This is a genomic window from Rhabdobacter roseus (assembly GCF_014202275.1).
Lineage (GTDB): Bacteria > Bacteroidota > Bacteroidia > Cytophagales > Spirosomataceae > Rhabdobacter > Rhabdobacter roseus.
Window position 1 is genome coordinate 73,058 of the sequence record NZ_JACHGF010000003.1, and the last position, 26,135, is coordinate 99,192.

Below are 26,135 nucleotides of genomic sequence, written 5' to 3' on the forward strand. Positions count from 1 at the left end.
AGAGCTCACAGACCCGCCCCAACCGGCGGGTCTTTTTTTCTAGTTGGGAATAAGGCTTTTCTTTTGCGGTATCCCCTTTCCCGGGTTTTAGAACATTTAATTTCTTCGTTGGCTATCATCCTGCCACTACTTCGTGGCGAAAAGAAATTCGAAGGACGAGTAGTAAGATAGAGAATCAGCTAGTCGAATGGTAGGAAAACCGCGAAGGGGCGACATGGGCTTTTGTCCCTAATTCACGTCGTAGTAGGTACTTTAACTGGGAGCCGTGAAGGCTTCGGAGAGGTCCTTGGATGGGGTACTTTTAGTAAAAGTCTTAGAATCAGAATAATTCTGACACATCAAAAAAACGTCCCTTCGAAGCGCTCCTTATTTCGCTCCCACCAGTCTGACTTTATTTCTTCACTAATGTCAAGGATGCTTTCGTTGGTATTCATTTTCATCGCCAGCTCTTCCAGCCTCAGCCATTCCATCATTTTTAGTAGCGTGTCCTGGTCGAACCGTTTTTTGTCAATATTAATGATATACTGATCTTTATCAGAATGAATGGTTATCGCTTGCATGATCCAGAGTTGTTTTTTCAAAGATACCATTTTCAAAAATGACGTCCAAAGCAGATCCTTAGGCAGATAAGGTACTTTCACCGATCAGCCCTTTTAGTAAATGGCCAATTAGTTCTAACAAATTCCCTCTACTTTGCATTGTTAGCCACAAATAGGTAGTTCTCAACCTCCTGATATACTATGAAACGGTCACTACTTGTATGGATTGCTACGCTGGCTTTGGCGGTAGAAGGTACCTTGGCTCAGACGCACGTGCTGAAGCCCGGCTTTGACAGGCAAGAGTACACCGAGCTGATGCGGATGTACGTCAAACACTACGAAGGCGTAACGACCCAAATCCCCGACCCCACTTCGTTTCAGACGGTTTACCGCTCGCCCGTCGTGGGGCTCGACAACCGCTGGGACCTCTGGAAAAGTACCAAGGTACCTTTGGCCGTCGTCAACGTGCGTGGTACGACCATTAACTCCGTGAGCTGGCTCGAAAATTTCTACGCGGCCATGATTCCCGCCCAGGGTGAGCTCAAACTCACCAACCGCTATACCTTCAAGTACCAGCTAGCCAAAAACCCCAAGGCCGCCGTACACATAGGCTGGACCGTCGGCATGGCCTTTCTGGCGCAGGATATTCTGCCCAAGATCGACTCCTGCTACCGCGCGGGCATTAAGGATTTTCTGCTGATGGGCCACAGCCAGGGCGGCGCGCTGACGTTCCTGCTCACTTCTCACCTCTACTCCCTACAGGAGCAGGGTACTTTGCCCCAGGACATCCGCTTCAAAACCTACTGCAGCGCGGGCCCCAAGCCCGGCAACCTCTACTACGCCCACGAGTTTGAGTACACTACCCGCGGCGACTGGGCCTTCAACGTGGTCAACTCCGCCGATTGGGTACCCGAAACGCCGTTCTCGGTCCAGACGATTAGCGATTTTAATAAAACCAATCCCTTCACCAACGCCGACCAGATCATCCGGAAGCAAAAATTTCCGGCGCGACTGGTCATGAAGCGGGCGTACAAACAGCTTCGCAAACCCAGCGAGCGCGCCCAGCGCAACTACGAGAAGTACCTCGGCCGCATGGCGTCGCAGTTTATTAAGAAAAGCCTGCCCGAATTTGAAGTACCGGCCTACGCCAAAACCAGCGACTACGTCCGGACGGGTACTTCCATCACGCTCCTGGCCGACGACGCCTACTACCAGCTTTTCCCCGACTCCGAAGAAAACGTATTCGTACACCACCTCATCGAGCCGTACCTGTATCTGTTGGAAAAATGGTAGGGTACTTTGGCTTGGCCAATGCTACTATCGAAAGTACCTAACATGGAGTAGTAAACGCTTAATTAGGACGACGATAATCTGGTTGGCATACTGGATAAAGCTCCTTTTATTTACTATTTTTGTTGATGAAGAAATAGATAATAGATTATGCCGTCGATCCTTAAAACACCTTTCACCAACCTTCAGCAAGAACTGCTACAACTCTACGCGCGTGACGTCAGTGAGGAAGATTTGGTAAATATTAAAGAGCTGATAGGCCAATACTTTGCGGAACGTCTTTCCGGCTTGGCCGATGCCGCCTGGGATCGTAACCACTGGACGCAACAGGATATGGAAGACATCCTGATTTCAAGCCACAAATAATTTCTTATTTTTCTCCTCCGTTCCAACCTTTTAGCAAGTACCCAGGTCTGTTTGATGATGAATCAAAAATCAATATCATGGCACACCTCACCAACCTTAAACGCCCAGGTACCTTCGTACTCGGTTTTTTATTCATGCCCCTGCTCCTTTTCTCCTGCCGAAAAGCACCCGATATAGACCCCTCTGTGATTACGCTACGGTACGGGCAGGAAATCTCTATCACGCTCCATGATACACTTTATACCATCAAGTTCGAGGATGTTCATGTAAAGTTCTCGGAAGGTGTTTTTGCACAAGACAACACAGGTAGAATGTACCAATCAATCGATGTATCTTTAGTTGTAAATTCAGACGTTATAATACTTCCGGCTTCCATTGAGTCGGGTCAAGATGGGCAGCGTTTACCCTGGAGTTGGGAGGGTAAAAAGAAAGCACAGGATCGGTACATTCGGCAGGTCGGCCCGATCGAGCTAGCCGTGTCTGATTTTTACTCCGATCCCAAAACGACCCACACTCAAAAAGAAAACTACGTGGTGAAGCTCTTGGTACGGTAGGTACTTGGGCTGAATTTCCACCGCCTTCCCCACCCTATTTTTTTGGCCAACAAGACGAATCGACGTACCTTGAGCCTACATTCGTTTTATCTGGCGCTATGCATCGGTCTTTCCTCCTCTTTTTATTGCTCGGCATAGGTACTTTGGCTTTCGGCCAGTACGAAACCCGTTTTGAAAAAAGCCAGGGTACCCAAACCCCCACTTACGCGGAGGCGATGGCGTTCTACGCCCGGCTGGCCCAGGATTTCCCGCAGATCCAGCTCACGGCCAAAGGCCCCACTGACAGCGGGTACCCGCTCCACCTGGTACTTTATTCCAAAAACCGGACGTTTGACATAGGTACTTTGAAAAGTCAGGGCAAGGCCATCTACCTCATCAACAACGCTATCCATCCCGGCGAGCCCGACGGCGTGGACGCGTCGCAGCTTCTGCTGCGCGACATGGCCCTGCACCCGGAGCGCTTCCCGGAGTTGGATAGCGTGGTGGTGGCTATCATTCCTTTTTACAACATCGGTGGGGCTCTCAACCGCAACGCCACCACCCGTACCAACCAAAACGGTCCCGAAGAGTACGGCTTTCGGGGCAACGCCCGCCACTACGACCTCAACCGCGACTTCATCAAGGCCGATACCCGCAACGCCCGTAGCTTCGCCGCGCTCTTTCACGAGCTCGATCCGGATCTTTTTGTGGATACCCACGTGAGCAACGGCGCCGACTACCAGTACGTCATGACGCTCGACTACGCCCAGCAAGACAAGCTCGGCGGGCCGCTCGGGGCTTTTCACCAGGGTACCTTGCTGCCGTTTTTGTACCAGCATATGAAGGAGGCCGGCTACGAAGCCACGCCCTACGTAAATGCCTGGGGCGACACGCCCGACAAGGGTTTTGTGCAGTTTCCGGACTGGCCGCGCTACTCTACGGGCTACGCGGCGCTGTTTCACACCATCGGCGTCATGACCGAAACTCACATGCTGAAGCCCTACCCGCAACGGGTGCAGGCTACCTACGCCTACCTACAGGGTACTTTGAAAGCCCTGGCGTTGCACCGCAAGTACCTGTTGAAGATCCGGCAGGAAACCAAAGAAGCCGTAAAGTCCCAAGGTACCTTTGCCGTCAGCTGGCAGGTGGATAAAAGCAAACACAGCGAGCTTGAATTCAAGGGCTACGAAGCGGAGTACTTGCCCAGTCAGGTAAGCGGCCTCCCGCGCCTGCACTATAACCGCGCGAAACCCTTCACCAAAATGATCCCTTTTTACGACAAGTACCTACCCCTGGAGGTGGTAGAAAGGCCCGAGGCCTACGTCATTCCGCAGGGCTGGCACCACGTCATTGAGCTGTTGCAACTGAATCAGGTCCAGATGACGCCCCTGCCCCAGGATACCCTGCTCGACGTGGAGACCTACTACATCGCCGATTACAAAACCGCCGCCCGGCCCTACGAAGGCCACTACTGGCACACCAGCGTGACGCTCCGCACCGAGCGCCAAAAAGTACCCTTCCGGCGGGGCGACTGGTACATTCCGGCCAACCAGTGGACCAATAGGTACCTCATCGAGACGCTGGAGCCGCAGGGTGTTGATTCGTTTTTTAAGTGGAATTTCTTTGATTCCATCTTACAGGCCAAGGAAGGTTTTTCGGCCTACGTTTTTGAAGACCTGGCCGCGGAGCTGCTCAGCAAGTCGCCCGAGCTACGGCAGGCCCTGGCCGAGAAGAAAAAAACCGACGCCGCTTTTGCCAAGAGTGCCGAGGCGCAGTTACAGTATATTTACGAGCATTCCCCCCATGCCGAGAAGGAGTACTTGAGGTACCCGGTGTTCCGTTTACGAAGAAAGTAAGGCTTAAATCCGGCCCGACGAACGTTTGGCGGCAATTACGCGTTATTACCACGGCCTGCATTGGGCCCCTCGATTTTGTAAGGCTTTCTGCTCACTAACTACTACGGAAAGCCTTTTTATAAGTTACTCATGACATTCCAAGAATTAAACCTCATTGAGCCGATTCAGAAAGCACTGAAAACCGAAGGCTACACTACTCCTACTCCCATTCAGGCCCAAGCTATCCCGATCGTTCTTACCGGGCGCGATTTGTTAGGTTGCGCCCAAACGGGTACCGGCAAAACCGCCGCTTTCGCCATCCCGATCCTGCAATTGCTGTACAACCGGCCCCAGGCCGAGCGCGGCCGTAAGGCGATCAAATCCTTGATCCTGACGCCCACCCGCGAGCTCGCGATCCAGATTGGCGAGAGCTTTGCCGCGTACGGGCGGCATACCCACCTGACCCACACTGTGGTTTTTGGCGGCGTGGGCCAGAAGCCCCAAACCGACGCCCTGGCGCGCGGCGTGGATATCCTGATTGCCACGCCCGGCCGGCTCCTCGACCTCATGGGGCAAGGTTTCATCAACCTGAAACAACTCGAAATTTTTGTACTGGACGAAGCCGACCGCATGTTAGATATGGGCTTTGTACACGACGTAAAGCGGGTACTTAAGGAGATCCCCAGCCGTCGGCAGTCGTTGTTCTTTTCGGCCACCATGCCGGACGTGATCGTGAAGCTGGCCGATACCATCCTGACCAACCCTTCCAAAGTAGAAGTAACGCCCGTATCCTCCACCGCCGATACCATTCAGCAGTCGGTGTATTTTGTGGATAAATCGGATAAAAACGCGCTGTTGATTCACATCCTCGAAGACCACTCCATCGAAACGGCGCTGGTTTTTACCCGCACCAAGCACGGAGCCGACAAGGTAGTGAAGGTACTTCAAAAGGCCGATATCCGGGCGGAAGCTATCCACGGAAACAAATCCCAGAACGCCCGTCAGAACGCGCTCAACAATTTTAAAAACCGCAAAACCCGCATCCTGGTTGCCACCGACATTGCCGCCCGCGGCATCGACGTGGACGACCTCACGCACGTGATCAACTTCGAGATCCCGAACATCCCCGAAACCTACGTGCACCGCATTGGCCGCACTGGCCGGGCCGGTGCCAACGGCACCGCGTTTTCGTTCTGTGACGCCGAAGAGCGCGCCTACCTCAAGGACATCCACAAGCTGATTGCCCGGCAGATACCCGTGGTGCACGACCACCCTTATCCGGACAAGTCGGCCGCGCCCGTGGGCGGAGCCCCGGAGGCCAAGGCGGCGCCCAGAAAGCAAAACAATTTCCGTCGTCGTGGCCCGCAGAGAGTACGTTGATATTTCGCTTCCGGCGTTTAAGGCGCTGCGCGAGCAACCAGGTACCTTGGTGGTGGACGTACGCGAACCCTGGGAGTTTGAGGAATTTAACCTGGGGGGAATTAACGTTCCCCTCGCCCATATCCGGGAACAGCGGCCCCTGCTGGAGCCTTATGACGCCGTTCTGGTGATCTGTACCAACGGCACGCGCAGCAAAGTAGCCGCCATGGACTACTGCCGCGTACCCGAGTGGTCCGAAAAAACGATTTATCACCTCAAAGGGGGAATTCTGGAAGCCGAGTAACCCCGCCGAGGTACTTCTTTTACCAATAGCAAAGCCGCCGTATTCATAACCTGATACGGCGGCTTTGTTGTATGGACAGGCACCTTGTTCAGAAGACGTTACAGTTCCACCGTCCCCTCAAAAACCCGCAGGGCGGGGCCAATGAGGTAAATATCCTCAAACTGCCGCGGCGCGGTTTCCCGGAAAGTAACCTGCAAAGTACCCCCCACGGTCTCGATCAGCACCGGGCCTTCCCAGCCAAAATGCGCCCGGGCCGACAGCGCGCAGGCCGTCACGCCCGTGCCGCAGGAGTAGGTTTCGTCTTCAACGCCGCGCTCGTAGGTACGTACCTTCAGGTGGTTTTCGTTAAGTACCTGCACAAAGTTGACGTTGGTGCCACCCAGCGGGCCGTACACGTCGCCGTAGCGTACCGCCCGGCCAATGGCCACCACTTCCGTCTGCGCCACGTCGTCCACGTAGGCTACGTAGTGCGGCGAGCCGGTGTTCAGGAAGTCGTAGGTATCGTGCTGCTCGAGGCCATGTACGGGGCCCATCTGCAGGCTGATGAGGTCGTAGCTGGCCGTGGCTTCGTGCGGACCGTCTACGGCCAGAAACGACGTACGGCTGGTGAAAAGCCCCAGGTCGTGGGCAAACTGCACCGTACAGCGGCCTCCGTTGCCACACATGCTGCCTTCGCGGCCGTCGGCGTTGAAGTACACCATCCGAAAATCGTAGCCCGGCTCGTTCCGGAGCAGGATGAGGCCGTCGGCCCCGATGCCGAAGCGGCGGTGGCAGAGCCGGGCTATTTGCTCGGTCGTAGCCGCAAAGGTAGCGGCCCGGTCGTCGATCAGGATAAAGTCGTTGCCGGTGCCCTGGTACTTATAAAAGGGGATCGTCATGGTTAGGCAGGGAAATCAAGGTACTTTAAAATTGCAATTCCAAATTGAGCGGCCGGGTACCTTCAATATAAGGTACTTTGAAAAGCCCCGCTTTTTTCCAAACAAAACCCCGCAAGGAAAGAATCGCTTGCGGGGCTTTTTTATGAGGAGATCGAAAACGATTCGTTATTTCGCCGTTTTCAGTTCCTTGATACGAGCCGCTTTGCCCTGGCGTCCGCGTAGGAAGAACAGGCGCGCGCGGCGTACTTTACCGCGACGTAGTAGCTCAATCTTGGCCAGGCTGGGGGAAAGAATCGGGAAGATCCGCTCTACACCAATGCCGTTGGAGATTTTACGTACCGTGAAGGTTTCGCCCACGCTACCGGCGTTGCGGCGCTGGATCACCGTTCCCTGGAACTGCTGAATACGCTCTTTGTTTCCTTCTCTGATTTTAACGTGCACATTGATCGTGTCGCCCGCCTTGAAATTAGGGTACTCGGCCCTACGGTTTTCTACCGTAGCCTCAACGAGTTTAATTAATTCGCTCATGGGTATTTGTAAATAAAAAAGATGTTAGTAGGTACGTCGGTCTGCCTCCAGCGGACGGGGTGGCGCCCCTTCATTCAAAACAGCCTTCGCGAAAAATGAGTGCAAAGGTAAGGTTTTCCTTTTTTACCTAAAAGAATTCCCGGCATTTTTATCAGATAAAGAAAAGAAAAACGAGCCTTTGAGGGTACCTTAAGTACTTCTTTCAAGTACCTAGTAGGTACCTCCGTGGGTTTGGCAGCATTTTTTAGGTACCTTCGCTTACCTTCTACTTTATGGCGCATAGGCTCTTTTATGAAGATTTTCAACGTTTCCCAAATACGCGCGCTGGACGCCCACACCATAGCCCACGAACCCATTACTTCCCTAGACCTGATGGAACGCGCGGCCAAGGCGTTTGTGTGCTGGTACTGCGCCCGCTTCGACCATCAACAAACCGTACGGATCTTCTGCGGAAAAGGCAACAACGGCGGCGACGGCCTGGCCATTGCCCGGCTACTTCACCACAAAGAGTACCTGGTGCAGGTGTACGTAGTGGACTACACCGAGCAGGCCTCGGACGATTTTCGCGCCAACCTGGAACGAATGCCGCAAGGAGCGCCACTCCATTTCATCAAAAAACAAGACGAGCTCCCGGCCCCCGCACCCGGTACCATCCTGATTGACGCCCTGCTGGGTTCCGGCTTGTCGCGACCCGTGGAGGGCTTGCTGGCGGCCGTAATCCGGGCCATCAACCAAAGCGAAGCTACGGTACTTTCGGTGGACATCGCCAGCGGCCTGTACGCCGACCAGCCCAACGGCCCCGAAGACGTGATTGTGCAGCCCGACTATACCGTCACCTTTCAGCTGCCGAAGCTGGCCTTCATGCTGCCGCAGAACAACCGGTTCATTGGCGACTGGCAGGTCGTGGACATCGGGCTATCCGCCGATTTTATCGAGCAGGAAAGTACCCCTTACTACTTCACCGACGCGGCGGTGGCACGGGCGCTCATTCGTCCGCGGCTCAAGTTCTCGCACAAGGGTACTTTTGGGCACGCGCTGCTGATTGCGGGCAGCTACGGCAAAATGGGCGCGGCGCTGCTGGCGGGTAGCGCTTGCCTGCGCAGCGGCGTGGGACTGCTCACGGCCCATGTACCTCGCTGCGGCTACAGTATTGTGCAAACCTATATGCCCGAAGCCATGACGCAGGTAGATCCCCACGAAGAAATTATTACTGCCCTACCCGCGCTGGAGCCGTATTCGGTGGTGGGCATGGGGCCCGGCCTGGGCAAAGATCCGCAAACGCTCCGGGTACTTGAGGCGCTCATCGCCCAGGCCCAAGTACCCCTGGTGCTGGACGCCGACGCGCTGAATTTACTGGCCGAGAATCCGGCTTTGCTCCAAAAACTACCCCAAGGTACCATCCTGACGCCCCATCCCAAGGAGTTTCAGCGGCTGGCTGGTGATGCGGCCCATGACTACGAGCGGCTGGCGCTGGCGCGCCGCTTCGCGCGCAAGTACCAGGTGGTACTTTGCCTGAAAGGCGGGCATACGGCGGTGGTATTTCCGGACGGAACGGTGCACTTCAACGCGACGGGCAACGCCGGCATGGCCACGGGAGGTACCGGCGACGTACTCACGGGCGTTCTTACGGCTCTGCTGGCGCAGAAGTACCCCGCCGAGCAAGCCGCCCAACTCGGTGTGTACCAACACGGTGCAGCGGGTGACCGCGCCGCTGAACAACGTACCCAAACGGCCCTCATCGCTTCGGATGTTGTGGAAAATCTGGGATGGTGAAAAGGTAGTTCCGTTAATGTTGTTGAAAAACCTACCCAACCCGAGCCAGGGGTACCTTTTTAAGAAAATTTATTTTGCTCCCTTTCCAACCCTCCTGCATCCTTTCTACTCCTTTTATCGTAGCTGATTTGTATACGTAGTACTACTTGTTTTTTGAAAACGGGGGATATTACGCAGCAATGCTACGACTTAAGGAACGAGATTTGTAGTATCCTTATTCACGCCTTACACATCTATATAAGCCTATTTACATAAGACCATGAAAGTAGTTCAACGCAATTGGGAAGGGTTGACTCCCTCCAAAAAAAGTGGCCGTTTTGCATTGGATCAATCTACCCTGCTGGGCGGACTCTCTCTGCTGATTTTTGCCTACATCATTTTTCGTTTTATTTATCCCATGATTTCCAAAGGGGTACTTTGGTAGCTCCGCGTACTAGCTCATGAGCTGGTACACGGCGAAGGCCGCTCCGTAGGCCAGGGCCATCATGTATACCAGCTGAATGAGCGGCCATTTCCAGCCCCGCGTTTCGCGGTATACTATGGCCAAAGTACTCATGCACATCATGGCAAATACATAAAACACCAACAACGAGTACGAAACGGCCGGGGTATACATGGGTCCGCCCGTCCGCGGATTTCGTTCGGCTCGTAGCCTTTCTTTTACCGTCATGGCGTCCTCGCTGGCATCCCCACCGATGCTGTAAATCGTCGCCATGGTACCCACAAACACTTCCCGCGCCGCAAACGAACTGATGAGCGCAATTCCGATTTTCCAGTCGTAGCCCAGCGGCCTGATGGCGGGCTCAATAAAACGCCCAAAATGCCCGGCGTAGGAGTATTCCAACCGCACCGACGACACGGCCGCTTCCTGTACATCGGGAGCTTCCTGCGCCATGCGGGCTCGCACGCTTTCCTCGGCGGCTTCCATGCGGTCGCCGGGCCCATAAGAGGCCAGTACCCACAACACAATGGAAATAGCCACGATGATGCGCCCGGCTTCTACCACAAACGAACGAACACTGTCGTAGACGGTAATGCCCACGTGGCTCCAGCGGGGTAGTTTGTAGGTCGGCATTTCGAGCATGAAGTAGCTGGTTTCTTTTCGCTTAATAAAAAAAGAAAGCAACCAGGCCGAGCCCAGCGCCGCCGCGAGCCCCAGAAAGTACAGCGCAAAAAGTACCAGTCCCTGCAAGTTAAGTACCCCCAGCACCGTTTGCTCCGGCACCACCAGGGCGATCAGGATGGTATAAATGGGTAGCCGCGCCGAGCAGCTCATGAGGGGCGTTACCAAAATGGTGAGCAGGCGCTCGTAGGAGTTGGTAATGCTACGGGTAGTCATGATGGCCGGCACGGCGCAGGCTACGCCCGAAATAAGCGGTACCACGCTGCGGCCGTTCAGGCCCAGCCGACGCATCATACGGTCCATGATCACCATCACCCGGGCCATGTAGCCCGACTCTTCCAGCAAAGCCACCAGCGCAAACAGGAAGGCGATCTGGGGGATAAAAATAATGACGCCGCCAATGCCGGCCATGAGGCCATCGGTGAGGAGTTCGTTAAGTACCCCGGCGGGCAGGGCTTCCTTGGTCCAGCCAATGAGGCTGGCCGTGCCCGCGTCGATCCAGTCCATGGGGTACTGCGCCCAGGCAAATACCGCCTGAAAAATCACGAGCAGGATCAGCATAAAGCTCAGGTACCCCCAAACCGGGTGCAGCAGGACGCGGTCGAGCCGCTGGGTCCAGCGGGGCTGCGCGCCGAAACCATCTACCTTCACGGCCTTCTCGACGATGGGCTTCAGCCGCTCGTAGCGCGTGATGGTTTCGCGGGCCAGGAAGTCCGTTTGGTCAAAGCCGTGCTTATCAATGAAGGCATCCAGCCGAGCGCGGCGCGGCTGGTCCAGGAAGGCGAAGCTGTCGTGCTGGCAGACGTACTGCAGCGCCAGGTAGTTGTTCGTGAGTTGGTAAGATTCCTTCACCTCCTCAATGAGCGCCGCCTGGGTTTCGCTGGGGTCGAAGAAATACGGCAGGGCCGCTTTTTCGTGATCGAGGAGCTGCTGCACCGCCTGGCGGAGATGGGCCAGCCCCTCTCCCGTGCGCGCGTTGATTTTCACCACAGGTACCCCCAGCTGCATCGCCAGCGGCACCGCGTTCACCTCCTGGTTCATGCTCCTGGCGATGTCCAGCATGTTCAGCGCCAGTACGGTGGGTAGGCCCAGATCCGCGATCTCGGTAAAGAGCAGCAAGTTTCGTTGCAAATTGGAAGCATCCGCCACCACAATGACGGCGTCGGGGTAGTCGGGATGGCTGGGATTGGCCAGTACGTTCATGACCACCTGCTCGTCGGCCGACTTGGGGTAGATGCTGTAAATACCCGGAAAGTCGATGAGCAGCACTTCCTGCACCGCTCCTTGGTCGGGGGTAGTTAGCCGAAAGGTACCCGATTTTTTCTCCACCGTCACCCCCGGAAAATTCCCGGTTTTCTGGCGCAGGCCCGTGAGCTGGTTAAAAAGGGACGATTTCCCGGCGTTGGGGTTTCCCACCAGCGCAATTCTATTTTTTTTTTGTTTCAATGGTTTCTCAAAAGAGGGTTCACTTCCTAAACGTCGGCCCTACTCTACCTCAATACTAGCCGCTTCGTCGCGGCGAAGCGCCAGGCAGTACCAGCCACCGATGTTGATACAAATAGGGTCCCCGAACGGAGCCACCGCATCCAGCCGTACTTCGGTGCCGGGCACACAGCCCATCTCCAGGAGCTTGAGCGACATAGCCCGGTCCCGAAAAGCCTTGATCACGGCCCGTTCGCCTTTTTCCAAATTTGCTACGCTGCGGCTCGCCATCGGAAGTTTATTTAGATTCAATATAAAGAAGTACAAAGTAAGCCCAAGAAGCCGACATAATCAAATGACCCCCAAAGGGAATTTGGACCCGGATGATGAAAGTCGTAGAAAAACCTGACCGCCATGCCACTACCCTATTGCTTTATGCCGTACTTTTGTGGCACCAATAAGTACGGGCGTAGTACTTGGCTAAGAAGGGCTTGGTGTAAGGTCCCTTCCGGGCTCCGGCCGGGCTTCCGTATCGCGTTGCATTTCGCTGGCCGCGCGGTTGGGTTTGCCGGGCTACGGACCCCACGCGGGGTACTTTAGTCAGGTAGCTTTGTCGGCAACGCAGCGTACTTTTCCACTTTCAGCAGTAAACTCTTGGGCGAACTAAAAGCACTCCTCTGGAAAGAAATAACCCTGGAATGGCGGCAACGATACGCCCTCAGCGGGATGCTGCTGTACATGGTCAGCACGGTGTTCGTGTGTTATCTGAGTTTTGCCCTGAAAAATAACCAGCTGACGCCCATCGTCTGGAATACGCTGTTTTGGATCATCCTGCTGTTTACGGCGGTCAATGCCATCGCCAAGAGTTTCTCGCAGGAGCGCTACGGCCGCCTGATCTACTACTACAGCCTGTGCAGCCCGCAGTCGATCATTCTTTCCAAGATCATTTACAACGGCCTGCTCATGGTGGTCCTGTCGCTGACGGGCTTTGGTTTTTATGCGCTCGTGATGGGCAATCCGGTGGGTGATCTTGGCCTGTACCTGATCAGCATTTTGCTGGCTGCGGTGGGTTTTGCGTCGGTCCTGACGCTGGTGGCGGGTATCGCCTCCAAGGCCGAAAACAACGCCACGCTGATGGCCGTCCTGAGCTTCCCAATCCTGCTGCCGATGCTCCTGATGACCATCAATCTGTCCAAAAATGCCCTCGACGGCCTCGATTGGGACGTGAGCATGGATGAGATCCGCACCCTACTGGCCCTGGACGCCATTGTCATAACCCTCAGCTATTTACTGTTTCCGTACCTGTGGCGAAGCTAGTCAGGGCTTTCTAAAAGAGAAAAAAGATACGCTTTAAACCGAATGCAATGAGAAAAAAATGGTGGAAAATCCTGTGCATCCTACTCCTGCTGTACGTGGTGATCATGGGTTTTGTGGGGCCAGTACCCCGCCTGGCCATTGTCAACGAAACCGTCCGGAACACCTACTTTCACGTGGCGTTGTGGCTGGCGATGACTACCCTTTTGCTGGCTTCCATGCTTTTTTCCCTCAAGTACCTGCGCGACGGCAAGCCCCAAAGCGACGACATTGCCAGTGAGCTCGCGCGGTCGGGCCTGTTTTACGGCATTTTGGGCTGCCTCACGGGCTCGGTTTGGGCCAACTTTACCTGGGGCGACCCGTGGCCCAACGACCCGAAGCTGAACGGAGCCGCCGTGGGGATTCTGATGTACCTGGCCTACTTCCTGCTGCGGGGCTCTTTTGACGACGAGCAACGCCGGGCCCGCATCGCGTCGGTATACAATATTTTTGCCTTTGCGGTGTTTGTACCTTTGATTTACATACTACCCCGCCTCACCGACTCGCTACACCCCGGCAGTGGCGGCAACAGTACTTTTGCCTCCTTTGACCTGGATAGCCAGTTGAGGATGGTTTTTTACCCGGCCGTCATCGGCTGGATACTCCTGGGACTTTGGCTGGCCGAGCTCCGGGTACGGCTGAAGATTATTCAGCGCGCGCAGCAGGACCGCCTTCTGAATGCGCCCCGCTGATTTTTTTGCTGTGAATTAACGTTTTAATACCAATTATTGTTAGGAAGTAAAATCGACATGAATACCCTCAAAAAATGCTCTTTGTTAGTACTTATGCTGCTGGCCACCGGCGCTAAGCTAATGGCCCAAGCCCCGGGTGAGTCCGTAGAAATGGCGGATCGCCTGCGCGCCGACGGGAAAATATGGGTAGTAGTGGCCGTGGTGGCCGTGGTTTTTCTGGGCATCGTGGCCAACATGCTGCGGCTGGAATCGCGGATTGGTAAAATGGAAAAGGAATTAAATATCAAATAAGCTGACATGAAAAAAATTCAAATATTCGGACTCCTCATCATAGCCGTAGCGATTGGCATCATCGTGTCTACCGCCGGTGATGCCAGTACCTACGTGGACTTCGGGAAGGCTCAGGCCATGGCCGCTGACGGCGACACCAAAAGTATTCACGTAGTAGGTACCCTGCGGAAAGACGCCCAGGGTCAGATCCTGGAAATGGAATACCGCCCCGAAGTAGATCCCAACTACTTTGCGTTTACGCTGGTAGACAATAATAACAAAGCCCAACGGGTAGTTTATAAAAGTGCCAAACCGCAGGACTTTGACAAGTCAGAACAGGTGGTGGTGATCGGGCGCATGGAAAACGACCACTTTGCGGCCGAGAAAATCCTCATGAAATGTCCCTCCAAGTACGAAAATGATAAGCTCGAAGTCATCGAGTCCAAAACTGCTGCATTATGATCCATACGGCTATTGGTAACATAGGTCATTTATTTGTCATCCTAGCCTTCGTAACGGCGCTCGTGGCCACGTTTGGGTACTTCAAAGCGGTTATTCCGTCTACGTCCCCCAGCGACCAAGTGGCCTGGCGGCGCTTTGCGCGGGGTACTTTCTTTGTGCACGCGGGCGCGGTCCTGGCCGTGGTATTTTGCCTGTACTGGATCATTGGCAACCACTACTTTGAGTACCACTACGCCTGGGCCAATACTTCCCTGGCGCTTTCTACGGAGTACCTGATTTCCAGCTTCTGGCAAAATCAGGAGGGTAGTTTTCTGCTCTGGATTTTCTGGAATGTCATCCTGGGCCTCATTCTGATCAAAACCAATCGCTTTTGGGAAGCTCCGGTGATGGCGATTTTTGCGTTGGTACAAGCCTTCCTGATGTCGATGGTACTGGGGGTCGTTATTCCCGGTATTGACCTCAAGATTGGTTCGACGCCCTTCCTGCTGCTGCGCGAATCCATGCCCAACCTGCCCGTCTGGAAAAGCAATCCTGACTTTATCCCCAAAGACGGACAAGGCTTAAATGCCCTTTTGCAGAATTACTGGATGGTGATTCACCCGCCGACGCTGTTCCTGGGTTTTGCCTCCACGCTCATTCCTTTCTCGTTTGCGATGGCGGGGCTGTGGCTCAAAAAATCGCAGGAATGGATTCGTCCGGCCCTGCCCTGGTCGCTGGTGTCGGCCCTGATCCTGGGCGTTGGGATTTTGATGGGCGGTTACTGGGCCTACGAAACCCTGAACTTCGGCGGCTACTGGAACTGGGACCCCGTCGAGAACACCTCTTTTGTACCCTGGCTCATTCTGGTGGCGGCCATCCATACCATGATCATTGGCCGTAAAAACGCCACGGCGCTCAAAACGTCGTTCATCCTGGCCATTGCTACTTTCGTCTTGATCCTGTACTCCACCTTCATGACCCGCAGCGGGATTTTGGGAACGGCTTCCGTCCACTCCTTCACGGATCTGGGGCTCTCGGGACAACTCCTCATTTACCTGCTCACGTTCCTGGTACTTTCGGTAGGGCTGCTGATCTACCGCTGGAAAACCCTTCCTTCCGATGAGGAAGAGGTCTCGAGCTACTCGCGCGAGTTCTGGATTTTTATCGGCGCCACGGTACTTTGCCTTTCCGGCTTTCAGATCCTGGCCACGACCTCCATCCCGGTCTACAACAGCATCGCCGAAGCCTTTGGGGTAGTGCTAAATCTGGCCCTGCCCGTGGATCAGATCGCCCACTTCAACAAGTTTCAGCTGTGGTTCTTCCTGATCATCACCATCCTGACGGGCGTGGGGCAGTACTTCTGGTGGAAACGCACCGGCAAGGACAAGCTCCACACGCTCTACACGCCTTTGATGATTACCCTCATTATCAGTGCGGTCATTATCACGGTGAGCCAAATCAAAACCCTCTCGTACATTCTCCTGCTCACGGCGGCCATTTTTGCCGTGGTGGCCAACGGCACCATTCTGTTCGGAATCATCCGGGGCAACTACCGCGTGTCGGGCGGGGCCGTAACGCACATCGGCGTGGCGCTTATGCTCATCGGTATTCTGTTTTCGTCGGGCTACACGCGGGTGGTTTCGCTCAACAACTCGGGGCTGATGATCTCCCGCGCGGAGGAATTTACGGCCAATGACAACAAGGAAAACAAGGAAAACCTGACGCTCTGGCTCAACAGACCCGAGCGCATGGGCAACTACATGCTCACATGGCGCGATGTCCGCATCGAGCCCCTGAAGGTACCCGAGTACATTCCTAAAAGCTGGGTCGACATCATCGAGGGCGACTACCGGGCCGTAGCCCAGCGCGACATCACGGTGCAGGATAAAACGTACTACCAAAAAGGGGATACCCTGGAGATTCGCCCCGAAAATTTCTACTACCAGATCGAGTACCGCGAGCCTTCGGGTAAAGTATTCACGCTTTATCCCCGCGTACAGATCAACCCCAGCATGGGCGGTATCGTCTCCTCGCCGGATATTCAGCGCAAGGTAGACCGGGATTTGTACACCTACGTGTCGATGGTGACCAACCCCACCGCCGAAACCCAGTGGAGCGCTACCGAAGAGTTCACGGTAGCCATGCAGGATACCTTTTTTATCAACGATTACGTAGCCATTCTGGACAACGTAGTACGCACCGAGCAGGTCGATGGCGTTACGCTGGGTGCCAACGACGCCGCCGTGAAGGCCGTGATTCGGATACTGGATAAGGAGCAGGAGTTTGTGGTGACGCCCTCGTTCATTATCCGCGACCGCGCCATTGGCCGCAAGGCGGAGGTCAACGATGCCCTGGGGCTGCGTATTCAGTTTAGAGAAATTGATCCTAAAACGGGGCAGTTTACCTTTGCGGTCAATACTACCCAGCGCGACTTCATCGTGATGAAGGCCATCGAGAAGCCCTTCATTAACGTACTTTGGCTAGGTACTTTCGTACTGGTGATTGGTTTTGCCCTGGCCGCCTTCCGCCGCTTCCGCGACTTCCTCAAAATGCGCGATAAGGAAGACAGAGAGGGCCAAGTACCTACCCGGAAAGCCCCAAAACTAAAACCACAGCAGGTATAAAAGTGCTTAAAAAAATGGTTATGGGTGTGTATTAGAATCATTTTGTTGCTCATTTACATCTTAATAAAAACGACCTGCTTCAGCAATGAATGCAAACTTAGCAACATCAACTGCAGAAGTGCTAAGGGCTCGTTTAGCTACTCAGTTGATATTCTTTGTTTGCGGTCTTGGCATGGCTAGCTGGGCACCAATGGTTCCTCTTGCGAAGGATCGATTAGCCTTGAATGATGCCAGCTTGGGGATGTTATTGCTGCTACTGGGAGCTGGGGCCATGCTCATGATGCCAACCTCTGGTTGGCTGGTGAGCCGTTTCGGGAGCCGTGTTGTAATGGCTTGGGCTGCGCTGGTGATGGCCCTTACCCTACCGCTGCTGTTGCTCCTTTCTTCGACAACGGCTATGGCCATAACCCTTTTTGTATTCGGCTCAGCCATCGGAGCAATTGACGTAGCCATGAATGCCCACGGCCTACAAGTACAAAATCTGTCTGGGAAACCAATCATGTCATCCTTACATGGGCTTTTTAGCGTAGGAGGCTTGTTCGGTTCATTGGGATTAGGCTTTCTGATTAAGCTTGGGCTCAATCCTGTCTATGCTATTGGTAGTATTGCTTTGCTGATGGTCATCATTACCATAACGCAATTCAGGCAATTATTTCCCGTTGATGTTGAGCAACGGGTTATGGCTCAATTCGCTACTGTTGAAAAGAAGCTAACGGAAGGCAAGCAGCCTTTCACTTGGTGGAACAGTAGTGTACTATTCTTAGGGTTGATGTGCTTCGCTGTTTTTTTAGCTGAAGGGGCCATTCTTGACTGGAGTGCTATCTTTTTACGGGACGGCAAAGGGATAGACGCTGAGCTTGCAGGATCGGGCTATGCGGCCTTTTCGGTTGCTATGGCAACCATGCGGCTGGTCGGGGACAAACTAGTGGTACGATTGAACGGCAGAACGGTTGTAGTGGGTGGTAGTTTGTTGGGTGCGGTTGGTTTGGTCGCCGCGGTTTTGAGTCCTTGGGTATTCGGAACTTTACTGGGTTTTTTACTTCTGGGCCTGGGAGCCGCCAGCATTGTGCCCGTATTTTTCAGCGCAGCTGGCCGATTGCCTGGTATTGCCCCCACCGTGAGTATACCGGCCATTACAACCATGGGCTATACGGGTTTACTAGCGGGCCCGGCTTTACTAGGTTTTATTGCCCACCATTTTTCTCTGGCGGTGGCTTTGGGCTTCGTCGCTTTGCTACTGGTAGTAGTGGCGCTAGGTTATCAAGTAAAAGGAAAAACTTACCCTTATTAAATCAGGTTGTTTTTATTAGTGCCTTCCTTACTCCGCTAAAAAGGAGCGGTGTGTTTGACCCGTCACATTATTCACTGCCGTTTCCTGCAAGTACCTTTGGCAGGTTTTTTCAGGGCAAAGTACTCTTATTCCGCCACCAGCTCCAGGCGATTGCCGTCCGGGTCCAGCACTACGCTTTCGTAGTAGCCGTCGCCCGTGGTGCGGGGCTCCCCTACCACCGGATAGCCATCCGCCCGCAGCCGCTCGGTCAGCGCGTCTACCTCCGGCCGGGTACCTACCGCCAGCGCCAGGTGCGTCAGGCCGATGTATTCGGCCCCGGCCCCCAAACCGTGAGCAGGTACTTGCTCCTTTTGCATGATTTCGAGACGAGCCCCGCCGCCGGGGGTACCTTCTTGGCCAAAACTCAGAAAATAGGAGGCAAAACCTTTGCGGGGATTGAGGTACTTCTCGTTGGAGGTGGCCCCAAAGTACTTTATGTAAAACGCCCGCATTGCTTCTAACTGAAACGTATACAAGGCCATATGATCAATGCGCATGGGTAGTTTTAGGCTATTTTTTTAGGATAAAAGAAGGCACAAAGGTACTTCTACCAGCGTGCTTTCGCAGAAATAAAAAATGTCTCGTATCTTGCTTTGGTCTAACCCCGCTCCGCCGTATGCGTCTATTTCTCCGAATCCTCCTGGTCGCTTTTCTAGCCCTGGTAGTGGTACTTCTTTGGAATACCTACCGCTTCCCCTCACGCCAGCTCACCGATATACCGCCGGCCGCACCCGTGCCCGTGGGCGACTCGGCCATTCAGCACCTGAGCCGGTCCATCCAGTTCCGGACGGTATCGTACCAGGACGCCGCCCTGACCGACACCACGCAGTTTGAAGCCTTCATCGCCTTCCTGGAAAGTACCTACCCGCGCCTGCACGCGCAGCTGAAGCGCGAGCGCATCAACGACCTGGCGCTGCTGTATCAATGGCCAGGGACCAATCCGGCCCTGCCGCCCATGCTCCTGATGGGCCATTACGATGTGGTGCCCGTGATCCAAGGGACCGAGCGCATGTGGAAGAAGCCTCCCTTCGCCGGACTGGTGGAAGACGGCTTCGTGTACGGCAGGGGTACTTTGGATGACAAAAGTACCGTCATTGGCCTGCTGGAAGCCGTAGAGTACCTGCTGCAGCGGGGTTACCAGCCCGCACGTACCGTGTACCTGGCCTTCGGGCACGACGAGGAGATCGGCGGAAAGCTGGGCGCGCAGACCATCGCCAGTACCTTGCAGCAGCGGGGTATTAAACTGGATATGGTCATGGACGAAGGCGGTACCATCAAGACCGACGGCGTGGCGGGCCTCAAAGCCCCCGTGGCGCTCATTGGCGTGGCCGAGAAAGGCTACACCAGCCTGGAGCTACGCGCCCAGGGCGAAGGCGGACACTCATCCATGCCGCCGCGCAAGACGAGCATCGGAATGCTGGCTACGGCGCTGGACAACCTCCAGCGCTCACCCTTTAAATCGTCGCTGGGAGGTACCGTCGGCGAAATGCTCAACTACCTCGGCCCTGAGATGTCGTTCGGTCAGAAGCTGGCCATTGCCAACCGCTGGCTACTCGCGCCGGTGCTGGTCCGGGCGCTCAGCGGTACCAACTCCGGCGCCGCCAGTACGCACACCACCATTGCCCCTACCATGCTGAATGCCGGCATCAAGGACAACGTGCTGCCCATCGACGCCACGGCCATCGTGAATTTCCGGATTTTGCCCGGTGATTCGGTGCAGGGCGTGATCGAGCACGTGAAGCGCGTCATCGACAACCCCGACATCAGCGTACGGTCGCTGGCTGAGTTTGACGCGGAGCCCTCGCCGGTATCACCGCCCGAGGCGGAGCCGTTTCGGGTACTTCAGCGCAGCATCCAGAGCTGCTATCCTGGCGTGGTCGTGACGCCCTACCTGGTGCTGGGTGCCACCGACGCCCGCTACTACCGCCACCTCAGCGAAAACGTGTACCGCTTTACGCCTTACCAGCTCGACGAAGAAGACCTAAAGCGCCCGCACGGTACCAACGAGCGGATTAGTGTAGGTACTTTCAAAGAAATGATTCGCTTTTACGCTACCTTCATTCAGGATCGGACTAAGTAGGTACTTGGATAAAGAGCATTACTGGGGCAAAAGTACCCTAAAGCAGCTTGTCGGGCGTGATAGGTAGCTCCCGCACGCGCTTGCCCGTGGCGTTGAAAACGGCGTTGGCCACGGCTCCCGCCACGCCTACAATGCCCACTTCACCGATTCCTTTTACGCCCAACTTATTGGAAATGGTATCTTCTTCGCGAATAAAAAGTACCTCCAGCTGCCCAATGTCCAGGTTGACGGGCACGTGGTACTCGGCCAATGAACGGGTCACGAAGTTGCCCCAGCGGGGATCAACGATCGACTCCTCGGTGAGGGCCATGCCGATGCCCCAGGTCACGCCGCCCAAAATCTGCGAACGGGCCGTTTTGGGATTGAGGATTTTGCCCGCTCCGGTGGCCGCCAGAAAACGCGCCACGCGCACGGTGCCGGTGGAGGTATCTACCCAGACTTCGGCGAAGTTGGCATTGAAGCTATGCGAAGAGTATTCCTCCGCCTTTTCGGACGCTTTGGAATCTACCCGGGTTTGGTGATCGTTGATTTTCTCAGAAACCATAAGCTGCGCGGCTGTGGGGCGAACAAAAAACTGCTTCCCCGACTTTGCCATGAGTTCATCGGTCAGCTTCACGCAGGCATCTTGCACGGAATTGGCGTAGCTGGTCGCCCCCACGGAGCCCACCGAACCGGCGGCGGAAGGAAAGTCCGAATCGCCAATCCGGACGGTTATTTTGTTCAAAGGTACCCCCAGCGCATCCGCCGCCGTTTGGGCCAGGATGGTGTAGGTACCTGTACCGAGGTCGGCCGCAGCCAGCTCCACGGTGGCCGTCACGTCGTTGCCTGCCCGGTGGAGCTTCACCAGCGCCGAGCTGGGTCGTTGGTTGGCCGGGTAAGTACCGCAGGCCACGCCGTAGCCCACCAGGTAGTTTCCCTGCCGGTTTTCCCCGGGCTTGGCCTGGCGCTTTTCCCAGCCAAAGGCTTTGGCTCCCTCCCGCAGGCATTGTACGGTAGTGCGGGAAGACCACGGTTTGCCGTTGGAAGGGTCCCGCTCCGGCTCATTTTTGATCCGAAGCTCAATGGGGTCCATGTTGAGTTTGTAGGCCAGCTCGTCCACGGCCGATTCCAGCGCAAAGCTTCCGGTTGATTTGCCCGGTCCTCGGGTGTAGGTAGGCAGAATGAGGTGCATGGGTACTACCCGGTAGCTGATGAGCGAGTTAGGTACTTCGTACATGAGCTTCGAGCAATCGCCGCAGGGCTCCACAAACTCGTCCTGCATGGCGGCGTGGGTGGTCGTTTCGTGGGCCAGGGCGGTTAGTTGGCCGTCGGGCGTGGCAGCCAGGCTTAGTTTCTGAAAATTCCGCTGCCGCAACCCCACCGAATTGAACATCTGCTGGCGGGTCAGGGCCAGCTTCACGGGCCGTTTTACCATTTTCGCGGCCACCGCCGTCAGTACCAGATTGGCCCACTGCCCGCCCTTGGAGCCAAAGCCCCCGCCCAGGTAGGGCGAAACGATCCGTACCTGCTCGGGCTTGAGGCCGAGCGTCGAGGCGGCGGCGTTCTGGGCACCGTTAACGATCTGGGCGCTGTTGTACAGAATGACGTTTTCTCCCTGCCATTCGGCAATGGTGGCGTGGGGCTCCAGGGCGTGGTGGTGCTCGATGGGCGTAGCGTACACCTCTTCCACTTTGTGGGTAGCGTCGGCCAGCGCCGCTTTCACATCGCCGCGCTTCTCGTCCTTTTTGTCTTTAGGTACCTTGGCTTCGCTAGCCAGTTTCTCAAAATCTACGCGGGCGTTTTTTGGGTCATATTCTACCTTCACCAGGTGCGCGGCGTGGCGCGCCTGTTCAAAGGTCTCGGCCACGACGAGCCCGATGTGTTGTCCGTAGAAGGTCACCTCCGGCCCTTGCAACATGGCTCCCCCCCGGATCCCGCCCCTGGTGTTGAGCTTGGGCATATTTTCGTGCGTAATCACCGCCAGTACTCCGGGTGCTTTTTCCGCCGCCGCCGTGTCGATCCGTTTGATGCTTCCCGCAGCAATGGTACTTTTAAAAATAACCGCGTGCGCGGCATCCTTCACGGGGTGGTCCGTCGAATAATCGGCTTTGCCGGTCACTTTCAGGATGCCGTCTACCCGGCTGACGGGCGTCCCGACGAGTTGTTTTTTATCTTCCATAAAAAGGTACTTTGCTAAAAATCAGGACTTCCCTTCGTTCAGAGCCATGTGCAGCGCCCGGACGATGCTCCGCCGCCCCAGTTCCACCTTGAACCCGTTGTGAGCCAACGGTTTGGCCTCGGCCATTTCGGCGGCGGCGGCCGCCACAAAATGTACCTCGGTAGCCTCCTTCCCTACGAGCAGCTCCTCGGCGCGGTACGCCCGCCAGGGCTTGTGCGCTACTCCGCCCAGCGCGATCCGGGCGCGGGTGATGCGGTTTTTGTTCAATTCCAACCCAACCGCCACCGACACCAGCGCAAAGGCATACGAGGCGCGGTCGCGTACTTTGAGGTAGTATGAGTGCGCCGCGAATTGGTTTTTGGGTAGTTCCAGGGCCGTGATGAGTTCGCCCGCGTTCAGATTGGTGTCTTTTTCGGGGGTACTTTCGGGCAAGCGGTGAAAATCCGCGAACGGAATGGCGCGTTCCGGCCCTTCGGCGCCCTGCACCTTCACCACCGCATCGAGCGCCGCCAGGGCCACGGCCATGTCGGACGGGTACACCGCCACGCACTGCTCCGACCACCCAAAGATGGCGTGCATCCGGTTGATGCCCTCCAGCGCGCCGCAGCCCGTGCCGGGCGCGCGCTTGTTGCAGGGCATGGATACGTCGTAGAAGTACGGGCAACGGGTACGTTGCAGCAGGTTGCCGCCGTTGGTAGCCATGTTTCGGAGTTGCCCCGACGCCCCGGCCAGAATGGCCTGGCTGAGCAGCGGGTAGTTTTGCCGCACCAACGGGTGGTTGGCCGCATCGGTGTTTTTGCCCAGCCCGCCGATGGAAACACCACCGGCATTGGGTCCGCTCGCGATGGTTTTGATCTGGCTGAGGCTCAGTCGGGAAATGTCGATCAGTTCATCCGGTCGCTCCACGTCTTCCTTCATCAAGTCCAGGAGGTTGGTACCTCCCGCCAGAAACTGTGCGTTGGGGTTGGCCTCCCGGCGTTTCAGGGCCGTGGGTACGTCTTGGGCGCGGGTATATTGAAAGGGTCTCATAGGGTACTTTTAGGAAACTATTATCCGACGAAATTCCACGTTTGCTCCACGGGCTTGCCGCTCTGTACCTCCCGGATGGCTGCCACGATGTTGGGGTACGCCCCGCAGCGGCACAAATTGCCCGACATCCGCTCCCGGATCTCTTCCTCCGAGAGCCGGACCGGGCTAGGCTTCGCGCCCGCTTTCAGACGTACCGGCCCGGTCACGTAGCTCGCTTCGCCCTTTTGGGCTTCGTCCAGCACGGCCACCGCCGAGCAGATTTGCCCCGGCGTGCAGAACCCACACTGGAAACCGTCGTGTTTGAGAAAAGCCTGCTGCATGGGGTGCAGCGTATTTCCCTGCGCTATGCCTTCGATCGTTTTTACCGACTGGCCTTCGCAGCTGGCGGCCAGCGTGAGGCATGACAACACCCGGCGGCCATCTACCAGCACCGTGCAAGCGCCGCACTGGCCGTGGTCGCAGCCTTTTTTGGAGCCGGTCAGGCCCAGGCGCTCGCGCAGGGTATCCAGGAGTGTCATGCGGGAATCGACCGTGAGTTTCTGGCTGGTACCGTTGATCCGGAGTGACAGATCTACGGCGTTTTCCAGGGTACTTGGGGGCAGCGCTTCCGGCGGTAGGCTGAGCGGACGCGTCAGTACCTGCTCCGCCGCAGCGGCCTGGTAGGCTAGCAGCCCGCCGCCCGTCAGGGTAAGGAGTTTCAAAAAATGCCGACGGTTCACGCCCGTATCCAGGATTTCGTCCAGGTCTTCCGGCATAAGGTCTTCAAAGAGTTTCTTTTCGTCCTCCGTCAGTTGCGGGGCTTCGTTTTCTTCCATCATAAAATCAGGCAGGAAAAGGGAATATAAATAGCGAGCGAAGGAAGGTAGACAGGGTACCTGGCAAGTACCCTTGTACATTAACGCGCGGAGGTCGCTATTGTTTGTTCATTTTGAAAGAGCAAAACGAAAGGAAGCCGGAACGGTGCGACCCCGCTGGGGTCGAGGGGATGATTGGCGTGCGTCGGTTTCTATAAACGTGCAATTCCGCGGGAATCGGCCTCTGATTGGCAAGTACCTCGGTCTTTCCATACTCTGCCAAGTACCTTTCTGCCATAGGGCCTCCCCTATGTCATTTCTGCTAAGTACAAATAACAAGGCTAGCGCGGCCGCCGCACGAACGCACTTCTTTTTGACCTACGAAAAAGCGGCATCCCAGCGGTGATTTTTGAATATCTACCGACCGAATGACGCCTGCTTTCTTCGTTGGGCTCTAGTTTTCCTTGTGAAGGTACCTTATATTCTCCTTTTGAATCGGTACTTCCTGAATCGTCACGGGTATTTCCGAGGCGTCCAGGTAGTATACTTTATACCCTTCGGAAGTAATTCTGGCCGGTTTTTCGGGGCGTTTCGCCACCAGCTGTTTGAGGTTGAGCATGGATACTTTCAAAACCGGCTCTTTTTGCGGAACTTTTAATTCGGCATTTTCTTGCTCCGTACGTTGGTTGGGGGTAGCGGTCGGCGTCTGTTGGGCAAAGACACGCGTACTCAAAAGCAACGCTAAGGCCAGCAATAACGGTAGCCGGACCCGGAGAAAGGTGGTGGATTGGATCGTCATAGCAAGTAGTTGGTTAGGGGTTGAAAGAACAGACTTGGGAAGTACTTTAAAAGTACCACTTCACTTGCTGAGAAGCAGGTACTTTCACAACTGAATTTCAACTAAAAAATTGTTTTATTGATAAGTGAATAGGTTTATAAAGTGCCTGGTAGTATTGCCCTGCGTTACGAATCAAAAGTACATACAAACTAACTTACGGAACAATAACGCGCCTTCGTGGCCGCGTAGCGGTTGAATGTATGTAGAAGAGAACTATAGGAAGGGAATTCGCGTGCCGCTAGGTACGCAACCAGTGGTGGGGTTGCGTACCTAGCGGCACGCGGGCGGACATGGGGGGTACTTTTAGCTATAAACATCGCGTGCCTACGGCACTGAGTCGGCTCATGATGATGGATGGGTGAATTCGTTCATAAAGCTTTCCCGCCGGGCGTGAGTATACAGGCACAAATGTCACGTCTTTAAGAAAAATAGTTGCAGAATTACTCACCAATCAATAAAGTACCTAACCCACGTACTGATAGATCGTTTTTTAAAAAATTAAATTTCCGATACATTTTCACCAAAGCGAGCCCAAGTACCTCTTCCAACTACTAGGTACTTTGAAAGTACCTTTTA

25 protein-coding genes are annotated in these 26,135 nt (G+C 55.2%); 15 read left to right on the plus strand and 10 right to left on the minus strand.

Annotated features, from left to right (window positions below):
- Window positions 1-338: 338 nt before the first annotated feature.
- Window positions 339-560 (minus strand): hypothetical protein, encoded by a 222-nt coding sequence (locus HNQ92_RS10320; RefSeq protein ID WP_184173898.1) that lies wholly within the window; start codon window positions 558-560, stop codon window positions 339-341.
- A 180-nt stretch (window positions 561-740) separates the two neighbouring features.
- Here HNQ92_RS10320 and HNQ92_RS10325 point away from each other — a divergent pair, with 180 nt between their 5' ends.
- From HNQ92_RS10325 to HNQ92_RS10350, 6 genes are all read left to right on the plus strand, one after another.
- Entirely contained in the window at window positions 741-1,832 is a 1,092-nt protein-coding gene (locus HNQ92_RS10325; RefSeq protein ID WP_184173900.1) for a lipase family protein, read from the plus strand.
- A gap of 147 nt (window positions 1,833-1,979) precedes the next feature.
- Entirely contained in the window at window positions 1,980-2,195 is a 216-nt protein-coding gene (locus HNQ92_RS10330) for a hypothetical protein (protein ID WP_184173902.1), read from the plus strand.
- 77 nt (window positions 2,196-2,272) lie between these two features.
- The gene (locus HNQ92_RS10335; RefSeq protein ID WP_184173905.1) at window positions 2,273-2,749 is read left to right on the plus strand and encodes a hypothetical protein; all 477 of its coding nucleotides are present in this window, start codon (window positions 2,273-2,275) and stop codon (window positions 2,747-2,749) included.
- Window positions 2,750-2,847: 98 nt separating this feature from the next.
- Entirely contained in the window at window positions 2,848-4,584 is a 1,737-nt protein-coding gene (locus tag HNQ92_RS10340; RefSeq protein ID WP_184173907.1) for a M14 family metallopeptidase, read from the plus strand.
- A 129-nt stretch (window positions 4,585-4,713) separates the two neighbouring features.
- A complete protein-coding gene (locus tag HNQ92_RS10345) occupies window positions 4,714-5,943 on the plus strand; it encodes a DEAD/DEAH box helicase (RefSeq protein WP_184173909.1) in 1,230 nt (409 codons plus the stop codon).
- A complete protein-coding gene (locus tag HNQ92_RS10350; RefSeq protein WP_184173911.1) occupies window positions 5,921-6,226 on the plus strand; it encodes a rhodanese-like domain-containing protein in 306 nt (101 codons plus the stop codon). The genes HNQ92_RS10345 and HNQ92_RS10350 overlap by 23 nt, the downstream gene beginning before the upstream one ends.
- Before the next feature lie 98 nt (window positions 6,227-6,324).
- Here HNQ92_RS10350 and dapF read toward each other — a convergent pair whose 3' ends face one another.
- Window positions 6,325-7,104, minus strand: a complete 780-nt coding sequence (dapF, locus tag HNQ92_RS10355; RefSeq protein ID WP_184173913.1) for a diaminopimelate epimerase — start codon at window positions 7,102-7,104, stop codon at window positions 6,325-6,327.
- Window positions 7,105-7,269: 165 nt separating this feature from the next.
- Window positions 7,270-7,632 (minus strand): 50S ribosomal protein L19, encoded by a 363-nt coding sequence (rplS, locus tag HNQ92_RS10360; RefSeq protein ID WP_184173915.1) that lies wholly within the window; start codon window positions 7,630-7,632, stop codon window positions 7,270-7,272.
- Window positions 7,633-7,923: 291 nt separating this feature from the next.
- Between rplS and HNQ92_RS10365 the strand changes: the two genes are divergently transcribed.
- Together HNQ92_RS10365 and HNQ92_RS10370 are read left to right on the plus strand one after the other, a co-directional pair.
- The gene (locus tag HNQ92_RS10365) at window positions 7,924-9,405 is read left to right on the plus strand and encodes an NAD(P)H-hydrate dehydratase (RefSeq protein ID WP_184173916.1); all 1,482 of its coding nucleotides are present in this window, start codon (window positions 7,924-7,926) and stop codon (window positions 9,403-9,405) included.
- 259 nt (window positions 9,406-9,664) lie between these two features.
- Window positions 9,665-9,829, plus strand: coding sequence for a hypothetical protein (locus tag HNQ92_RS10370; RefSeq protein ID WP_184173918.1), 165 nt, complete (start codon window positions 9,665-9,667; stop codon window positions 9,827-9,829).
- Between the two features lie 9 nt (window positions 9,830-9,838).
- Here HNQ92_RS10370 and feoB read toward each other — a convergent pair whose 3' ends face one another.
- Window positions 9,839-11,974: a ferrous iron transport protein B gene (gene feoB, locus HNQ92_RS10375; protein ID WP_184173920.1), complete on the minus strand. Its 2,136-nt coding sequence runs from the start codon at window positions 11,972-11,974 to the stop codon at window positions 9,839-9,841.
- Window positions 11,975-12,013: 39 nt separating this feature from the next.
- Window positions 12,014-12,241 (minus strand): FeoA family protein, encoded by a 228-nt coding sequence (locus HNQ92_RS10380; RefSeq protein ID WP_184174618.1) that lies wholly within the window; start codon window positions 12,239-12,241, stop codon window positions 12,014-12,016.
- Window positions 12,242-12,604: 363 nt separating this feature from the next.
- Here HNQ92_RS10380 and HNQ92_RS10385 point away from each other — a divergent pair, with 363 nt between their 5' ends.
- The 6 genes from HNQ92_RS10385 to HNQ92_RS10410 all read left to right on the plus strand — a co-directional run bounded on the left by HNQ92_RS10385 (window position 12,605) and on the right by HNQ92_RS10410 (window position 18,621).
- Window positions 12,605-13,267: a heme exporter protein CcmB gene (locus HNQ92_RS10385; protein WP_184173922.1), complete on the plus strand. Its 663-nt coding sequence runs from the start codon at window positions 12,605-12,607 to the stop codon at window positions 13,265-13,267.
- Between the two features lie 47 nt (window positions 13,268-13,314).
- On the plus strand, window positions 13,315-13,995 hold the full coding sequence (gene ccsA, locus HNQ92_RS10390) for a cytochrome c biogenesis protein CcsA (RefSeq protein WP_184173930.1): 681 nt from the start codon (window positions 13,315-13,317) through the stop codon (window positions 13,993-13,995).
- Window positions 13,996-14,052: 57 nt separating this feature from the next.
- Window positions 14,053-14,286, plus strand: coding sequence for a CcmD family protein (locus HNQ92_RS10395; protein ID WP_184173933.1), 234 nt, complete (start codon window positions 14,053-14,055; stop codon window positions 14,284-14,286).
- 6 nt (window positions 14,287-14,292) lie between these two features.
- Window positions 14,293-14,727, plus strand: coding sequence for a cytochrome c maturation protein CcmE domain-containing protein (locus HNQ92_RS10400; protein WP_184173935.1), 435 nt, complete (start codon window positions 14,293-14,295; stop codon window positions 14,725-14,727).
- Complete coding sequence (ccsA, locus tag HNQ92_RS10405) at window positions 14,724-17,330, plus strand: cytochrome c biogenesis protein CcsA (protein WP_184173946.1); 2,607 nt, start codon at window positions 14,724-14,726, stop codon at window positions 17,328-17,330. The genes HNQ92_RS10400 and ccsA (HNQ92_RS10405) overlap by 4 nt, the downstream gene beginning before the upstream one ends.
- An 85-nt stretch (window positions 17,331-17,415) precedes the next feature.
- A complete protein-coding gene (locus HNQ92_RS10410; protein WP_184173948.1) occupies window positions 17,416-18,621 on the plus strand; it encodes an MFS transporter in 1,206 nt (401 codons plus the stop codon).
- 125 nt (window positions 18,622-18,746) lie between these two features.
- On the opposite strand, the gene HNQ92_RS10415 is transcribed toward HNQ92_RS10410, so the two are convergent.
- Window positions 18,747-19,157 (minus strand): VOC family protein, encoded by a 411-nt coding sequence (locus HNQ92_RS10415; RefSeq protein WP_184173950.1) that lies wholly within the window; start codon window positions 19,155-19,157, stop codon window positions 18,747-18,749.
- A 119-nt stretch (window positions 19,158-19,276) separates the two neighbouring features.
- Here HNQ92_RS10415 and HNQ92_RS10420 point away from each other — a divergent pair, with 119 nt between their 5' ends.
- A complete protein-coding gene (locus tag HNQ92_RS10420) occupies window positions 19,277-20,740 on the plus strand; it encodes a M20 family peptidase (protein WP_184173952.1) in 1,464 nt (487 codons plus the stop codon).
- Window positions 20,741-20,777: 37 nt separating this feature from the next.
- Here the strand turns inward: HNQ92_RS10420 and HNQ92_RS10425 are convergent, their stop codons facing one another.
- From HNQ92_RS10425 to HNQ92_RS10440, 4 genes are all read right to left on the minus strand, one after another.
- A complete protein-coding gene (locus HNQ92_RS10425) occupies window positions 20,778-22,898 on the minus strand; it encodes a xanthine dehydrogenase family protein molybdopterin-binding subunit (RefSeq protein ID WP_184173954.1) in 2,121 nt (706 codons plus the stop codon).
- A 21-nt stretch (window positions 22,899-22,919) separates the two neighbouring features.
- Entirely contained in the window at window positions 22,920-23,927 is a 1,008-nt protein-coding gene (locus HNQ92_RS10430) for an FAD binding domain-containing protein (RefSeq protein ID WP_184173956.1), read from the minus strand.
- 20 nt (window positions 23,928-23,947) lie between these two features.
- On the minus strand, window positions 23,948-24,742 hold the full coding sequence (locus tag HNQ92_RS10435) for a 2Fe-2S iron-sulfur cluster-binding protein (protein ID WP_184174619.1): 795 nt from the start codon (window positions 24,740-24,742) through the stop codon (window positions 23,948-23,950).
- A gap of 433 nt (window positions 24,743-25,175) precedes the next feature.
- The gene (locus HNQ92_RS10440; protein ID WP_184173958.1) at window positions 25,176-25,520 is read right to left on the minus strand and encodes a hypothetical protein; all 345 of its coding nucleotides are present in this window, start codon (window positions 25,518-25,520) and stop codon (window positions 25,176-25,178) included.
- Window positions 25,521-26,135: the final 615 nt, after the last annotated feature.

Coding starts and splice junctions, on each gene's coding strand:
- rplS (WP_184173915.1), bottom strand. CDS start 7,632: ATGAGCGAATTAATTAAACTCGTTGAGGCTACGGTAGAAAACCGTAGG.
- HNQ92_RS10345 (WP_184173909.1), top strand. CDS start 4,714: ATGACATTCCAAGAATTAAACCTCATTGAGCCGATTCAGAAAGCACTG.
- HNQ92_RS10370 (WP_184173918.1), top strand. CDS start 9,665: ATGAAAGTAGTTCAACGCAATTGGGAAGGGTTGACTCCCTCCAAAAAA.
- HNQ92_RS10365 (WP_184173916.1), top strand. CDS start 7,924: ATGAAGATTTTCAACGTTTCCCAAATACGCGCGCTGGACGCCCACACC.
- dapF (WP_184173913.1), bottom strand. CDS start 7,104: ATGACGATCCCCTTTTATAAGTACCAGGGCACCGGCAACGACTTTATC.
- HNQ92_RS10420 (WP_184173952.1), top strand. CDS start 19,277: ATGCGTCTATTTCTCCGAATCCTCCTGGTCGCTTTTCTAGCCCTGGTA.
- ccsA (WP_184173930.1), top strand. CDS start 13,315: ATGAGAAAAAAATGGTGGAAAATCCTGTGCATCCTACTCCTGCTGTAC.
- HNQ92_RS10435 (WP_184174619.1), bottom strand. CDS start 24,742: ATGGAAGAAAACGAAGCCCCGCAACTGACGGAGGACGAAAAGAAACTC.
- HNQ92_RS10415 (WP_184173950.1), bottom strand. CDS start 19,157: ATGCGCATTGATCATATGGCCTTGTATACGTTTCAGTTAGAAGCAATG.
- HNQ92_RS10395 (WP_184173933.1), top strand. CDS start 14,053: ATGAATACCCTCAAAAAATGCTCTTTGTTAGTACTTATGCTGCTGGCC.
- HNQ92_RS10430 (WP_184173956.1), bottom strand. CDS start 23,927: ATGAGACCCTTTCAATATACCCGCGCCCAAGACGTACCCACGGCCCTG.
- HNQ92_RS10425 (WP_184173954.1), bottom strand. CDS start 22,898: ATGGAAGATAAAAAACAACTCGTCGGGACGCCCGTCAGCCGGGTAGAC.
- HNQ92_RS10320 (WP_184173898.1), bottom strand. CDS start 560: ATGCAAGCGATAACCATTCATTCTGATAAAGATCAGTATATCATTAAT.
- HNQ92_RS10380 (WP_184174618.1), bottom strand. CDS start 12,241: ATGGCGAGCCGCAGCGTAGCAAATTTGGAAAAAGGCGAACGGGCCGTG.
- HNQ92_RS10330 (WP_184173902.1), top strand. CDS start 1,980: ATGCCGTCGATCCTTAAAACACCTTTCACCAACCTTCAGCAAGAACTG.
- HNQ92_RS10325 (WP_184173900.1), top strand. CDS start 741: ATGAAACGGTCACTACTTGTATGGATTGCTACGCTGGCTTTGGCGGTA.
- HNQ92_RS10340 (WP_184173907.1), top strand. CDS start 2,848: ATGCATCGGTCTTTCCTCCTCTTTTTATTGCTCGGCATAGGTACTTTG.
- HNQ92_RS10440 (WP_184173958.1), bottom strand. CDS start 25,520: ATGACGATCCAATCCACCACCTTTCTCCGGGTCCGGCTACCGTTATTG.
- HNQ92_RS10335 (WP_184173905.1), top strand. CDS start 2,273: ATGGCACACCTCACCAACCTTAAACGCCCAGGTACCTTCGTACTCGGT.
- HNQ92_RS10400 (WP_184173935.1), top strand. CDS start 14,293: ATGAAAAAAATTCAAATATTCGGACTCCTCATCATAGCCGTAGCGATT.
- HNQ92_RS10410 (WP_184173948.1), top strand. CDS start 17,416: ATGAATGCAAACTTAGCAACATCAACTGCAGAAGTGCTAAGGGCTCGT.
- ccsA (WP_184173946.1), top strand. CDS start 14,724: ATGATCCATACGGCTATTGGTAACATAGGTCATTTATTTGTCATCCTA.